The organism is Deinococcus sp. Marseille-Q6407 (genome assembly GCF_946848805.1).
In the GTDB taxonomy this organism is placed as follows: Bacteria; Deinococcota; Deinococci; order Deinococcales; family Deinococcaceae; genus Deinococcus.
The window spans coordinates 267,674-281,330 of record NZ_CAMPFU010000004.1; the positions used below are offsets into that span (position 1 = coordinate 267,674).

The 13,657-nt window shown below is 67.7% G+C and carries 10 protein-coding genes; 3 read left to right on the forward strand and 7 right to left on the reverse strand.

The features are described 5' to 3' along the window. Positions 1-77: 77 nt before the first annotated feature. The 3 genes from kdpA to kdpB all read right to left on the reverse strand — a co-directional run bounded on the left by kdpA (position 78) and on the right by kdpB (position 4,154). Complete coding sequence (kdpA, locus tag OCI36_RS11025) at positions 78-1,784, reverse strand: potassium-transporting ATPase subunit KdpA (protein ID WP_261665129.1); 1,707 nt, start codon at positions 1,782-1,784, stop codon at positions 78-80. Positions 1,785-1,787: 3 nt separating this feature from the next. Next, complete coding sequence (gene kdpF / locus OCI36_RS11030) at positions 1,788-1,868, reverse strand: K(+)-transporting ATPase subunit F (protein WP_261665231.1); 81 nt, start codon at positions 1,866-1,868, stop codon at positions 1,788-1,790. Between the two features lie 261 nt (positions 1,869-2,129). Next, complete coding sequence (gene kdpB, locus OCI36_RS11035) at positions 2,130-4,154, reverse strand: potassium-transporting ATPase subunit KdpB (RefSeq protein ID WP_261665130.1); 2,025 nt, start codon at positions 4,152-4,154, stop codon at positions 2,130-2,132. A gap of 137 nt (positions 4,155-4,291) precedes the next feature. Between kdpB and OCI36_RS13380 the strand changes: the two genes are divergently transcribed. Further along, entirely contained in the window at positions 4,292-6,523 is a 2,232-nt protein-coding gene (locus tag OCI36_RS13380) for a response regulator (RefSeq protein WP_315941283.1), read from the forward strand. A 25-nt stretch (positions 6,524-6,548) separates the two neighbouring features. Here the strand turns inward: OCI36_RS13380 and OCI36_RS11050 are convergent, their stop codons facing one another. From OCI36_RS11050 to OCI36_RS11065, 4 genes are all read right to left on the reverse strand, one after another. Then, positions 6,549-6,860 carry a hypothetical protein gene (locus tag OCI36_RS11050; RefSeq protein ID WP_261665131.1) on the reverse strand — a complete coding sequence of 104 codons (312 nt, stop codon included), beginning with the start codon at positions 6,858-6,860 and terminating at the stop codon, positions 6,549-6,551. After that, positions 6,782-7,642 (reverse strand): DNA polymerase IV, encoded by an 861-nt coding sequence (gene dinB / locus OCI36_RS11055; protein ID WP_261665132.1) that lies wholly within the window; start codon positions 7,640-7,642, stop codon positions 6,782-6,784. Before dinB ends, OCI36_RS11050 begins: the two co-directional genes overlap by 79 nt. A gap of 71 nt (positions 7,643-7,713) precedes the next feature. Further along, a complete protein-coding gene (locus tag OCI36_RS11060; RefSeq protein ID WP_261665133.1) occupies positions 7,714-8,001 on the reverse strand; it encodes a ZIP family metal transporter in 288 nt (95 codons plus the stop codon). Then, positions 7,887-8,534 (reverse strand): ZIP family metal transporter, encoded by a 648-nt coding sequence (locus OCI36_RS11065; protein ID WP_261665134.1) that lies wholly within the window; start codon positions 8,532-8,534, stop codon positions 7,887-7,889. The genes OCI36_RS11060 and OCI36_RS11065 overlap by 115 nt, the downstream gene beginning before the upstream one ends. A 103-nt stretch (positions 8,535-8,637) precedes the next feature. Here OCI36_RS11065 and OCI36_RS11070 point away from each other — a divergent pair, with 103 nt between their 5' ends. Together OCI36_RS11070 and yccS are read left to right on the forward strand one after the other, a co-directional pair. Further along, positions 8,638-11,457 (forward strand): ATP-binding protein, encoded by a 2,820-nt coding sequence (locus tag OCI36_RS11070; RefSeq protein ID WP_261665135.1) that lies wholly within the window; start codon positions 8,638-8,640, stop codon positions 11,455-11,457. Further along, positions 11,454-13,649, forward strand: coding sequence for a YccS family putative transporter (gene yccS / locus OCI36_RS11075; protein WP_261665136.1), 2,196 nt, complete (start codon positions 11,454-11,456; stop codon positions 13,647-13,649). The genes OCI36_RS11070 and yccS overlap by 4 nt, the downstream gene beginning before the upstream one ends. Positions 13,650-13,657: the final 8 nt, after the last annotated feature.

The window sequence follows — 13,657 nt, forward strand, 5'->3', positions numbered from 1 at the left end:
CCCTCACCCCTTGCTTTGCAAGGCCCTCTCCCCTGGGGAGAGGGAGGGAGCCGTGCCAGCGGCGGAAGGGTGAGGGGTTATTTCAGCACCACGCCCCGCAGCATCTGGAGGTGGTCGGCGACCGGCCCCAGCGTCAGCGCGGGCAGGAAAGTCAGCGCGCCCACGATCAGGATCACGAACACGGTCAGAGCGCCGAACAGCGCGGTGTCGGTGGGCAGGGTGCCGGAGCCGGTCGGCACGCGCCGTTTGACCGCCAGCATCCCCGCGACCGCCAGCATCGGCAGCAGCATCAGGTAGCGGCCCATCAACATGCTCAGGCCGATGGTGAGGTTGTAAAAGAGGGTGTTGGCGCTCAGGCCGGCAAAGGCGCTGCCGTTGTTAGCGGTGCCGAACGTGTAGGCGTACAGAATTTCGGAAAAGCCGTGCGGGCCGGGGTTGTTCAGCGAACCCAGGGCGCCGGGCAGCACCACGGCCAGCGCGCTGAAGCCCAGGATGCTCAGCGGGTGGGCGAGAACCGCCAGCATGGTCAGCTTGACTTCCTTCGCCTCAATCTTCTTGCCCAGGAATTCCGGCGTGCGGCCCACCATCAGCCCGGCGATAAACACGCCCAGCACCAGGTACTGCACGAAGTTGATAAAGCCCACGCCCTTGCCGCCGAAGACGTTGTTGAGCATCATCTGCAGCATCGGCACGAAACCGCCCATGCCGGTGAACGAGTCGTGCATGGCGTCCACGCTGCCGGTGGTCGCGGCGGTGGTCGTGGTGGCGAACAGCGAGGTCTGCGCGATGCCGAAGCGCACCTCCTTGCCTTCCATGTTGCCGCCCGCCTGGGTCGCCGTGATGGCCTGCTCCGCGCCTAAGCCGCTCAGGATGGGGTTACCGGCCTGCTCGAAGCCGAAGATCAGGGCCAGGAAGCCCACGAACATCACCAGCATCCCGCCGAAGATGACCCAGCCCTGTTTCAGGTTGCCCAGCATCCGCCCGAACACATAGGTCAGCGCCGAGGGCAGCAGCAGCATGGAGAGGATGTGCAGCGCGTTGGTGAGCGGGGTGGGGTTCTCGAAGGGATGCGCGGCGTTCATGGAGAAAAAGCCCCCGCCGTTGGTGCCGATGTGTTTGATGCTTTCCAGACTGGCGACCGGCCCCAGGGCGATGCGCTGGGCCGCGCCTTCCAGCGTGGTGGCCGTCGCGTAGGCGTTCAAGGTCTGCGGCATCCCCTGCCACACGAACACCAGCGCCAACACGAAGCAGACGGGCAGCAGCACCCGGTAAATCAGCCGGGTCACGTCCACCCAGAAGTTGCCCAGGTTGGCGCCGTCGCGCCCCGCCAGCCCGCGCATAAAGGCCAGCGCCGCCGCAAAGCCGGTGGCCGCCGAGGTGAACATGAAGGTCGTGATGACCGCCATCTGCGAAAAGTACGACAGGCTCTGCTCGCCGCTGTAGGCCTGCCAGTTGGTGTTGGTCATGAAGCTGACCACGGTGTTCGAGGCGAGGTCGGGCGACTGCGCGGCCAGGCCCGCCGGGTTCCAGGGCAGCAGCCCTTGCAGCCGCAGCAGCAGGTAAGCCAGCAGCAGCATGACCAGGTTGGACACCACGATGGCGAGGCCGTAGCGCTTCCAGTCCATCCGTTCGCGGGGATTGACGCCGATGACGCGGTAGGTGAGCCGCTCCAGGGCGGTGTCTTTGTGTCCACTGGCCAAGCTGTACAGCCAGTTGCCGACGGGAACGACCAGCGCCGCCATTACGGCGAGCAGCACCACGAATTGCACGAGAGATGCGGGCATGGTTTAAAAGTCCTCCGGATGCAGCAGCGAGTACAGCAGGTAGACGAACAGGGCCAGCGAAATCAGGGCGAGGGCGAGAATCATAAAACCTCCATTGGAAAGGGTTCCCCGAACGCTTGCCAACCGAGCGGACGCGAGAAGGAGCCGGCCGGGGTTGCTTGGAACGGAGCAGCAGACGGCGCTTTTCCGGCTGATGTGGAGTGGAGAGCAGGCCCGGTCATAATTTGTCCATGCCTTTCAGGTAGGCGGCGCACAGGGCGAAAAAGACGACGAGCAGCAAGGGAAGGAGAATGTCCATAGGTTTTTTCCTTTGGCAAGGCACAGGAGCGGGGAGGCGCGGGGGCCTCAGCGCATCAACGGCGTAATCAGCAGGTCAATCAGCTTGATGAACACGAAGGGAATCAGCACGCCGCCCAGGCCGTAGGCCAGCAGGTTGCGGTTGAGCAGCGCTCCGGCGCTCATCGGCTTATAAGGCACGCCCCTCAGCGCCAGCGGAATCAGCGCGGGAATGACCAGCGCGTTGAAAATCACGGCGCTCAGCACGGCGCTGCCCGGCGAGTGCAGGCCCATCACGTTCAGCACGCCGAGTTGCGGGTAGGCGGTCACGAACAGCGCCGGCAGAATGGCGAAGTACTTGGCGACGTCGTTGGCGATGGAAAAGGTGGTCAGCGCCCCGCGCGTGATCAGCAGACCTTTGCCGATTTCCACCACTTCCAGCAGCTTGGTGGGGTCCGAGTCGAGGTCCACCATGTTGCCGGCTTCCTTGGCGGCCTGGGTGCCGGAGTTCATGGCGAGGCCCACGTCGGCCTGCGCGAGCGCCGGAGCGTCGTTGGTGCCGTCGCCCATCATGGCGACCAGCTTGCCGCTCGCCTGCTCCTGCCGAATCATCTCCATCTTGTCTTCGGGCGTGGCCTCGGCCAGAAAGCCGTCCACGCCAGCTTCTTTGGCAATCGCCTCGGCGGTCAGCGGGTTGTCGCCGGTAATCATGACAGTGCGCAGGCCCATGCGCCGCAGCTGCTCGAAGCGCTCGCGGATGCCGGGTTTGATGATGTCGGAGAGCGCCACCACGCCCAGCAGCCGGTCGTTTTCGATGACGGTGAGCGGCGTGGCGCCCTGACGCGACACCTCGTCGGTGATGGCGGCGAGTTCGGGCGGAATGCGGCCCCCGCGCTCCCCCGCCAGCGCTGAGATGCGGCTGCCCGCGCCCTTGCGGATGGAGGTGCCGGGAAAATCCACGCCGCTCATGCGGGTCTGGGCGGTGAATTCGATGAACTCGGCGCTGGCGGGTTCGGGCGCGTCCACGCCGAGTTGCCGGGCCAGCGCGACGATGCTTTTGCCCTCGGGCGTGGGGTCGGCGAGGCTACTCAGCAGTGCGGCTTGCGCCAGTTCCGCCTCGGTCACGCCGGGCAGCGGGTGAAATTTGGTCGCCATGCGGTTACCGATGGTGATGGTGCCGGTTTTGTCGAGCAGCAGCACGTCCACGTCGCCCGCCACCTCCACCGCCTTGCCGCTTTTGGCAATCACGTTGGCCTGCAGCGCCCGGTCCATCCCGGCGATGCCGATGGCCGGCAGCAGCCCGCCGATGGTGGTGGGAATCAGGCAGACCAGCAGCGCAATGAGGGTGACCGCCGAGGCCGGCGCGCCCGCGTACACCGTGAAGGGATAGAGCGTGACCACCGCCAGCAGGAAAATCAGGGTGAGGCCCGAGAGCAAAATAGACAGCGCAATTTCGTTGGGCGTCTTCTGGCGGCTGGCGCCCTCCACCAGCGCGATCATGCGGTCGAGGAAGCTCTCGCCCGCGCCGGAGGTGATTTGCACCACGATGCGGTCGGAGAGCACCTTGGTCCCGCCGGTCACGCCGCTGTGGTCGGTGCCGGCTTCGCGGATGACGGGGGCCGATTCGCCGGTGATGGCGCTCTCGTCCACGCTGGCGAGGCCCTCCACGATTTCGCCGTCGGCGGGAATCATCTCGCCCGCTTCCACGACGACCAGGTCGCCGCGCTGAAGCTGTGTGCCGGCCACGACTTCCTCGCGGCCGTTCATCAGCCGCCGGGCTTTGACGTCTTCACGCGCCGAACGCAGCGACGCCGCCTGCGCCTTGCCGCGCGCCTCGGCTAATCCTTCAGCGAAGTTGGCGAACAGGACGGTCAGCAGCAGCAGCGTCACGGCCAGCTCATAGCCCCAGGGCTTGCCGGTCAGCAGGTTGGCGACGGTCAGATAAGCGGTGAGCGCGGTGCCCACGTACACCACGAACATCACCGGGTTGCGGGCCTGGTCGCGCGGCGAGAGCTTGGCAAAGCTGGCCTTGACGGCGCCGCGCACCAGCTCGGGAGAAAAGATGCTCTGTTGAGGCTGAGGGGCCGCTGTCATGGCACCCACCGGAAAGAGAAACTCTGCATGCCCCGTACTGTGCGCCGGCTTCCCAGGGCGGCACACTGGCCGGCTGGCGGCCCCGACTGGCCAGTTGGCCAGTGGAGGTCCCGGCAGCCGGCTCTATGGTAAAAGGCATGGCCCGGATGACCACCCGCGAATTCCTGCGCGAACTGTTCGCCCCGCCGGCTCTGCCGCTTGCGCCCCAGGTCGTCTGGGCGGTGTGCGTGACCCTGATGGCGCTGGCCTTCGTGGCCGACCTGATGACGCCGGCCTCGCTGGCGGTGGGCACGGTGCTGAGCGCGGCAGTGGCCTTCAGCATGCTGGGCGGACGGCGCGAGGTAACCTGGCAGCTGACTGCGCTGGCACTGACGCTGAACCTGGCCGCCGGGCTCTGGAATGCCCAGCGCGACGGCCTGGACACCACCGCCCTGCTCAACCGCCTGACCAGCCTGGTGACGGTCTTTCTGGTGGGGGCGCTGACCCTGCGCGCCCGTGAAGCGTCCGAGCGGGGCGTGCGGCTGGAAGAAGACCAGCGCCAGCTGACCCGCGAGCGCACCCTGCGGGCCCTGGCCCAGAGCATGGGCGGCCCGCTGGGGCAAAGCGAATTCGTGGAGCGGGCCGCCCCGGCCCTGCTGGAAGCCAGCGGCGCGCTGCGGGTGGAAATCGGCGCGGTGGAAAAGGCCATGCTGCGGGGACCACACGCCCTGGCCGCCGTCAGCGACGACCTGCTGGAACCGTCACGGCTGGGCAGCCGCATTCCGCTGGAATATCTGGCGCACCCGGCGCACGCCGGCAACCTCTGGGCAGTGGACGGCGGCCACACCTGGCTGGCGCGGCTGCGGCGTCCCAGCGAGGGCGACCTGCTGATTATTCTGAGCGGCCCCAAGCTAGAACCGGCCCTGCTGGCCGAGGCGGTAGGGGCGCTGCAGCCCCTGCTGGAACGCACCGTGCTGCTGGACGACCTGCGCGAGAACCGCGCCCAGCTGGAACGTCGCGGCGAGGTGATGCGCGACCTGATCTACGCTTTTTCGCACGACTTGCGCACGCCCCTGATGGCCAACGCCATGAACATGCGGGCGGCGCTAGGCGGTGCCTACGGCCCGCTGCCGGAGGAGTACCGCGCCACGCTGCGCCACGGCCTGGAATCCAACGCGGCGCTGCTCTCGCTGGCCGAGCAGCTGCTGGAAGTGGCCCGCTTCGAGAGCGGACAGATCATGGACGACCCGCCCGAGCCGGTGCCGCTGCGCCCGCTGGTGGAGGGTGTGCTGGCCGAACTGGAGCCGCAAATCCAGGAAAAAGGCATTGAATTGGAGACCAGCCTGACTCCGCTGACCGTGCCCGGCTGGCCGCACGAACTGCGCCGCGCTGTGCAGAACCTGGCCGGCAACGCCATCAAGTTCGTGCCGCCCGGCGGCCGGGTGCGGGTGCAGCTGAGCGAGGAATACGGTGAAGCGGTGCTGCGGGTGGCCGACAACGGGGCCGGGGTGCCGCTCAGCCAGGAAGCCCAGCTGTTCCGGCGTTTCCGGGGCAGCGGCGCCGGCAGTGGCAAGGGCCTGGGCCTGTACCTCACCCGGCAGATTGCTCTGGCGCACGGTGGGCAGGTCTCTTATCGCCGCGCGTCCGGCGAGGGGGGGGGGAGCAGGCGGCGGCCCTTACAGCGTCTTCACCCTGAGCCTGCCGCTGACGTCTGTCCCACTGCCAGCAGGGCGCAGAGCAGGCAAAATGTCAGAGGCATGAGCGAACAGAGCACCCGCATCCTGATCGTCGAGGATCATCCTTTTACCCGTGACGGCCTGCGGGCCATCCTTAATCTGGAGCCGGACCTGGACGTGGTGGCCGAAGCCCGCAGCGGCGAAGAAGCGCTGGAGCTGCTGGAGCACACAGCGGTGGACCTGGTGATCATGGACATCGGGCTGCCGGGGATGGACGGCATCGAGGCAGTCAGCCGCATCCGGGCGCGCTGGCCGCAGCTGCACACGGTGATGCTGACCGCCCACGACATGCGCCAGGAGGTGCTGGCGGCGCTGGCTTCCGGGGCGCAGGCCTACTGCCTCAAGAGTGCCTCACCGGAACTGCTGCTGCTGGCGGTGCGGGCGGCCGCTTCCGGCAGCGCCTACCTTGACCCGCAGGTGGCCCACCACGTGCTGGGCGAGATCCGCGCGCCGTATCAGGCCGACCTGCTGACCGCCCGCGAGCGGCAGGTGCTGCGCGGCATCGCCGAGGGCCAGGCCAACCGCGAAATCGCCGCCGACCTGGGCATCAGCACCAGCATGGTCAAGCTGCATGTGCAGGAGATTCTGGACAAATTGCAGGCCGCCGACCGCACCCAGGCTGCCGTCAAGGCGCTGCGCAGCGGCATGATCTAGCTTCCCCCGGCCAGCTGCGCGGACTTTATTCCGGGCCGAACAGCCAGGGCTGCGCGGGCAGCTCATCCGCCGGCGACAGGCTGCTCACGGTGACGCCGGTCAGCCGTACCCCGCGCCCGGCCCGGAATTCAGGCGCCAGCAATTCGGCGCTGAGCAGATGCGCGACCGCCTGTTCCAGCTCGGCGGCCTGCCGCAGCGGGCGGGGCAGGGTCTGCTGCCGGGTCAGGGTGCGGCGGTCGGAGAATTTCAGTTTCAGCGTCACCGTGCGCCCGACCAGCCCGGCCCGCTCCAGCCGCGCCGCCACCTGCGCGGCCAGCGCCGGCAACCGGGCCCGCACTGCCGGCAGACCGTAAAGATCGTCGGCATAGGTTTCCTCGCTGCCGATGCTCTTGTGCGGCCTGTTGGCCTCCACCGGGCGGTCGTCCTGCCCATGGGCGATGCGCCAGAAATGCCCCCCGCCTTGCCGAAGTGCCGGGTCAGCAGCTCCGGCGAGCCCGCCCGCAGCTCCGCGCCGGTCCCGATGCCCAACGCCCGCAGCCGGCGGGCCGTGGCCGGGCCGATGCCGTGAAAAGCCTCAACCGGCAGTTCCAACAGCAGGGCGTCTGCCTCGGCCGGCAGCAGCACGGTCAGGCCGTCGGGCTTGTTCAGGCCGCTGGCTAACTTGGCCAGGAACTTGTTCACGCTGACCCCGGCGGTGGCGCTCAGGCCGGTGCGCCGGCGAATCTCCGAGCGGATGGCGCGGGCGATCAGGGTGGCGCTGGGCGGGCCGCGCCGCGGCTCGGTGACATCCAGATAAGCCTCGTCCAGCGACAGCGGCTCGACGGCAGCCGTGTACTCGTGAAACACCTCATGCAGCTGCCCGCTCACCTCACGGTAAGCCGCAAAGCGCGGCGGCACCACCAGCAGCCCCGGGCAGCGTTCTAGGGCGCGGTAAAGCGGCATGGCGCTGTGCACGCCAAAAGGCCGCGCCTCGTAGCTGGCGGTCAGCACCACGCTACGCCGCCCACCCCAGGCCACCGCCAGCGGCTGGCCGCGCAGCTCGGGGTGATCCCGCTGCTCGACCGAGGCGTAAAAAGCGTCCATATCCACATGAATGATCTTGCGCTGCGGCGCACTCACGGCGCCCAGTTTACGCCCAGCATCGCCTGGACCAATCTGCCCAGCGCAGCATTCTTCAACCCAGCGCCCTATCAACCCAGCGCCACATCCAGCACCATCATGGCGACGAACCCGCCCAGCGCCGAGAGGGTTGCCAAGTCGGTCAAGCCGGTGCGCTGGGATTCGGGAATCAGTTCCTCGATCACCACGAAAATCATCGCGCCGGCCGCGAAGCTCAGGGCGTAGGGCAAAAAGGGGAGAGCATTCACCACGAACAGCGCACCCAGGTAGCCCCCGACCGGCTCCACCAGCGCCGACGCCTGCCCGAACATGAACGCCCGCCGGCGCGAGAGGCCGGCCGCGTACAGCGGCAGGGCCACCGCCAGCCCTTCTGGAATGTTCTGAATACCGATCCCCAGCGCCAGGGCCAGCGCGCTGCCCAGCGTGGCTCCCTCTGCGCCCTGGCCGGCCCGCCGAAGCTGACGTCCACCGCCATGCCTTCAGGCAGGTTGTGGATGGTCATGGCGGCCAGCAGCAGGGCGCCCTGTGACCAGCGCACCGGCACGCCCTCGGCCTGCTCGCGGGCGAAACCGGGGTGCAGGTGCGGCAGCAGTTTGTCCAGCCCGCCCACAAAGCCGGCGCCCAGCAGCAGCCCCACGGCCGCCGGAACCCAGGGCACCATGCCCTGATTCCCGGCCATCTCTATCGCCGGGTTGAGCAGCGACCAGAAGCTGGCGGCCAGCATCACCCCGGCGGCCAGGCCCTGGGCGGCACTCAGCAGCCGCGGACTGACCGAGCGCGTAAACAGCACCAGCGAAGCCCCCAGCGCCGTAAGAGACCAGGTAAAAATGGTGGCACCCAGGGCCTGCTGAGGGGGAGAAAGCTGCTGGAAAAAGGAAAACAGGCCGTCCACCGCCCTATGCTGCCACAGCCCCGCGCAGCCTGCGGGCGCGCACCGCGCAGGAGCTCAGGAAAAGGTTACACAGGACTGCGCAATAAACGTTAGATTAAGGGGTATGCCCGCAGCGGTTTCTCCCTCCGAAGACATATTCGTGGCCAGTTGCGCCCGGCTGGCCGATTTTCAGCAAGTCGCGGAGGTGCTGGAATTCGTGCTTGGCACCGTGGGCGAGGCCCTGGCTGCTCCGGCCGGCGCCGCTTTTCCAGTGTCCGGCGGCCAACTGCTGACCTCGGCTGCCGCTGCGGTTCTCTGGGGGCAGCCGGCCCCGGCGTTCCTGGAAAAAGCCGCCACTCTGGCCACAAACTCTCTGGCCACAAACTCTCTGGCCACAAACTCTCTGGCTGCAGACTCTCTGGCCGCGAACAATCTGACGCAGGCGGCTCCGCTGGCCGGGGAGAGCGGCCCGCTGACCCTGCCGCTGCGCCCGCAGCCGCAGTCTGCCCCCGGTGCCGTGCTGGTGCTGGACCGGCCGGCCGGCAGTGCAGCCGCGCTTCCGGGCCTGACACCAGGTCTGGAAACTTTTCTCAGCCTGAGTGCGCTGGCGCTGGACCGGCTGCAGCAGCAAGCGGCGCTCAAGCAGCTACAGCGCCAGCAGAAGCGGGAGCGGCAGCTGCTGATGGCCAGCCCGGTCGCCATCGCGGCCGGCCGGCTGGATGGCCGGCTCACTCTGGTCAACGACGCCTATCTGAACCTGCTGCGCTACAGCCGCACCGAATTCGATTCCGGCCTAATCAACTGGGCCAACCTGACCCCGCCCGAGTACCGGGGCACCGACGACGAAGCGTTTCAGCGCGCCTACAGCGCCGGGGAATCCGGCTGGTACGAAAAGGAGATGCTCAACCGGCAGGGCGAGCGCATTCCGCTGCGGGTCAATCTGTTCCGGCAGGGCGAGCACGGCAACGACGACGATATTCTGGTAGTGGGCTACCTGCACGACCTGCGCGAACAGCGGGCGCTGGAAGCGGCGCAGGCCAGCATGACGGCCGAGATGAATGCCCTACTGCAGCAGCAGGGGCTGTCGCTGGCGCAGCTGGCGGCGCAACTTCAGACTCAAAACGGCGAACTTGAAGCCCGCACCCGGGTGCTCGAAGGCATGGCGCAACTGACCCGTGGCCTGGAGCTGCACACCGACGCCTATGACCTGATTCACCGCGCCCAGATGCTGGCGCAGGAATTGCTGCCGCAGGGCTTTGCAGTGTACTACGAGCCTGAAGGCGGGCTGTGGCGGCTGCGCTCCCAGCTGGGCAGCGTGGGCAACGCCGAGCTGCAACGGACCCTGGAAGCCGGCGTGCCGTTCGAAGAAACCCACAACCTGATTACGCCCTGGCGCAGCGGCCAGCCTTATTTTCAGGATGCCTACGACCGCGCCGCCGACGGCCTGGAGGACCTGACCCAGCAGCTGCAGTCCACCGCCACCATTCCGGTCTGCACCCATGGGCGGCCGCGCGGCATCTTTGCTTTCGGGCTGAATGTGTCCCAGCCCTGGACACCCAGCCAGAAGGTGATTCTGGAAAGTCTGGTCGCGCAACTGGGTCTGGCGCTGGAGCGGCTGGAAGAAACCCGACTGCTGATCGAGCGGTCCCAGGCGCTGGAGAACAGCAACGCCGAGCTGTCGCGCGACCTGACACTGGAACACGACCCGCTGCTCCTGATCGGCCGCGCCCAGGACCTGCTGGTTACCCTGATGCCCGGCAGTGTCAGCACCTATTACGAGCTGAGTGGCGACATCTGGCAGCTGCGCTCATACCGCGGTGAATTCCCCGACGCGGCCCTGCTGGCGTCGTTGCAGCGCGGCCTGCCGGCCGGGCGCACCATCATCACCGATCAGCCGTACCGCACCGGGCAGCCTTTTTATCAAGACGTCTACGACCCGGCCACCAACGCCACGGTGGACCTGCGCCAGACCCGGTTGCTGCGCAGCGCCGGTTCCTTTCCGGTGCATACCGGCGCCGGAGTTCGCGGGGTGCTGATCGTGGGCCATTTCCGGGAAAAGCCCTGGACTGCCGCCGACCGCACCCTGCTGGAAACCGTGCTGTTCAGCCTGCAGCTGGCGCTGGAACGCGCCGAACAGACCCAGGAGCTGCAGCAGCACACCCAGGAGCTGGAACGCAGCAACGCCGAGCTGGAGCGCTTTGCCTTTATCGCCAGTCACGACCTGCAAGAGCCGCTGCGCACCGTGGCGATTCAGTCCGAGCGGCTGCTGGACAGCCTGGAATCTCCCAGCGACGCCCAGGCCCGCTTCGGCAGCTATATCCGTGAGAACCTGCGCCGGATGCAGAGCCTGCTGCAGGACCTGCGCGCCTTTATGGAGCTGGGCCGCCGCCAGCAGGAACCGCGCAGCGTGGACCTCAGCCGCAAGGTGGAATACGCGCTGTCCGACCTGCAAGACGAGGTGACCCGCACCGGCGCCAGCGTCCGGGTAATCACGCCGCTGCCCAACGTGGAGGGCGACCCCACTCAGATCCGCGAACTGCTGACGCACCTGCTCGACAACGCCCTGAAGTTTGCCGCAGATGGCCAGGCGCCGGAAATCATGATTTCGGCAGAGCGGCAGGGTGACTGGGTGGAAGTGGCAGTGCAGGACCGCGGCATCGGGATTGCCCCGGAGCATTTCGAGCAGATTTTTACGGTGTTCCAGCGCCTGCACGGCCGTGACCGCTACGCCGGCAACGGCATCGGCCTCTCGATGGCCCGGCGCATCACCGAATTGCACGGCGGGCGCATCTGGGTGGAGACGCCGCCGGAAGGAGGCGCGGTGTTCCGCTTCACGCTGCCCGCCGCCCGCGCATCCTACCTGGGCTGCCGGGCGCATACTGGAAAGGCGAAAAGCGAGGCACGGGCCGTCAACTCCCCGTGCCTTCCGGATATCCGACTGTGACCAACGTGAAAAAGCCCTTTCCCTTGCCCGACCCCAAGTTGCTGGATACGCTGCCGATGTTTGTCAGCATCAGTCTGGCAACGGCGGCGGTCTGGGCGCTGCACATCCCCGAGCTGGCAATGCCGCTGATGCTGGGCGTGATTGCCGGCGGGCTGGTGGACCTGGACCACCGCCTGACCGGGCGGCTGACCAACGTGGCTTTCGCGCTGCTGGCGTTCATGGTGGCCTCGCTGGCCGCGCAGCTCACGCTGGGCAACGGGCTGCTGTTTGCGGCCGTGATGACTGCCCTGACCTTCGTCTCTACCCTAATCGGGGGGGCCGGCACCCGCTACCAGACCATCGCTTTCGGCACGCTGGCGGTGGCGACCTATACCTCGCTCACCTACACACCCGAGGCCCCCTGGTATCTGCACCCGCTGCTGATTCTGACCGGCACGCTGCTCTACAGCAGTGTCACGGTGGTGCATCAGCTGCTGTTTCCGCACCGGCCGGTGCAGCTGCGCCTGGCCGCCGCCTACGCGGCCCTGGCCGGGGCTTTCAGCGCCAAGGCGGCCCTATTTGACCCGGACGCGGCCGATGACCTGCCGCAGCGGCAGCTGGCCCTGGCCCGGCAGAACTCGGCAGTGACAGCCAGTTTCAATGGGTGCCGCCGCGCCCTGTTCTACCGGGTACGCGGCCAGCGCCTGCACGCCCGCACGGCCCGGATGCTGCGCTACTACCTGGCGGCGCAGGACATGCACGAACGGCTCAGTTCGGCGCACTTCGACTACCGCGAACTGACGGCACACCTGCAGCACACCGACCTGATTTTCCGGCTGGGCCGCCTGCTGGAACTGCAGGGGCAGGCCTGCCGCGAGGTGGCCGTTAGCCTGCGCCACAATACGCCTTACCGCGCCGGTCCCCAGCTGAAGCGGGCCATGCAGGGCGCGGCCGACTCGTTTCAGCGCTACAGCGCCGCACACCCGGTGGGCCCCAGCCTCCCGGCGCTGCAGCGCCTGCTGGGCAACCTGGAGGGGGTAAATGTTCAGCTGGAACAGCTCAGCGTGGACCCGCCCGCCGGCGCCCACGCGGCTTCCGGCGATGTCCGGATTGCCGCTGCCGAGGCCGAAGACCTGCCGGTCGCGCTGCTGACACTGCGCCGCAACCTGGGTCTGCACTCGCCGGTGTTCCGGCACGCGGTGCGGCTGTCGCTGGTGGTGGCGGTGTCGTCCCTGATTGCGGCAATCTTTCACCTGAAACTGGGCTACTGGATTCTGCTGACGGCACTGTTCGTCTGCCAGCCCAACTACTCGGCCACCAAGAACCGGGTGGGGCAGCGGGTGGCCGGCACCGTGCTGGGGGTGGTGGTGGGGTCGCTGGTGCCCTTTTTTGCGTCCTCGCTGGAAAGCCAGCTGCTGATCATCGTGGTCTGCACTGCCCTCTTTTTTATTCTCCGCAGCACTCGCTACGGCCTTTCCACCTTCTTCGTGACCATTCAGGCGCTGACCAGCCTCTCGCTGGCCGGATTAGACCTCTACGCCGTCATGCCGCTGCGGGTGACCGACACAGTGGCCGGCTCGGTCATCGCCTGGCTGGCAGTCACGCTGCTGTGGCCCGACTGGCGGCATCTGGCGCTGGACCGCACCGCCGCGCGGGCCTTTCGCAGCGCCGCAGATTACCTGGACCAGATCACAGAGCAGCTGCGCAGCGCCGGGCCGCAGGGCGAGCCGCTGGAGTACCGGGTGGCCCGCCGCCGGGCGCACGAGGACGCCGCGCAGCTCAGCTCGGCACTGTCGGACATGAGCAGTGAACCGCGCCGCTACGCTGGCCGCCTGCAAAGCGGGTTTGACCTGCTGCAGCTCGACTCCACCCTGCTGGGTTACATCTCGGCGCTGGGGGCTTACCGCAGCCGGCTGGGACCGGGGCCTGATCCGGCGCGGCTGGCGGACCTGCTGCGGCCGGCCGGGCAGCTGAGCGACTTGCTGCGCCGCCTGGGTGAACTGGACCGCCCGGCTTTTGACGCAGCGCTGGCTAGGGTTCAAGCAGACTTGGACCGCCTGCGCCCAGCGGACCCGGCTGACCCCAGTCAGGTGCTGTGGCAGCAACTGGCCCTGATTGCCGGGCTGCTGGAACCGGCCTATCAGGCGCTGCAGCAGGCGTCAGCGCCTGCTCAAGCACCGCTGGGTCCTGGCCCTGCCCCGCTGCCCGGCTGAGAGGGCCT

Excerpts from the sequence above, each read along its gene's own strand:
- kdpA (WP_261665129.1), bottom strand. The coding sequence starts at position 1,784 with ATGCCCGCATCTCTCGTGCAATTCGTGGTGCTGCTCGCCGTAATGGCG.
- kdpF (WP_261665231.1), bottom strand. The coding sequence starts at position 1,868 with ATGATTCTCGCCCTCGCCCTGATTTCGCTGGCCCTGTTCGTCTACCTG.
- kdpB (WP_261665130.1), bottom strand. The coding sequence starts at position 4,154 with ATGACAGCGGCCCCTCAGCCTCAACAGAGCATCTTTTCTCCCGAGCTG.
- OCI36_RS13380 (WP_315941283.1), top strand. The coding sequence starts at position 4,292 with ATGGCCCGGATGACCACCCGCGAATTCCTGCGCGAACTGTTCGCCCCG.
- OCI36_RS11070 (WP_261665135.1), top strand. The coding sequence starts at position 8,638 with ATGCCCGCAGCGGTTTCTCCCTCCGAAGACATATTCGTGGCCAGTTGC.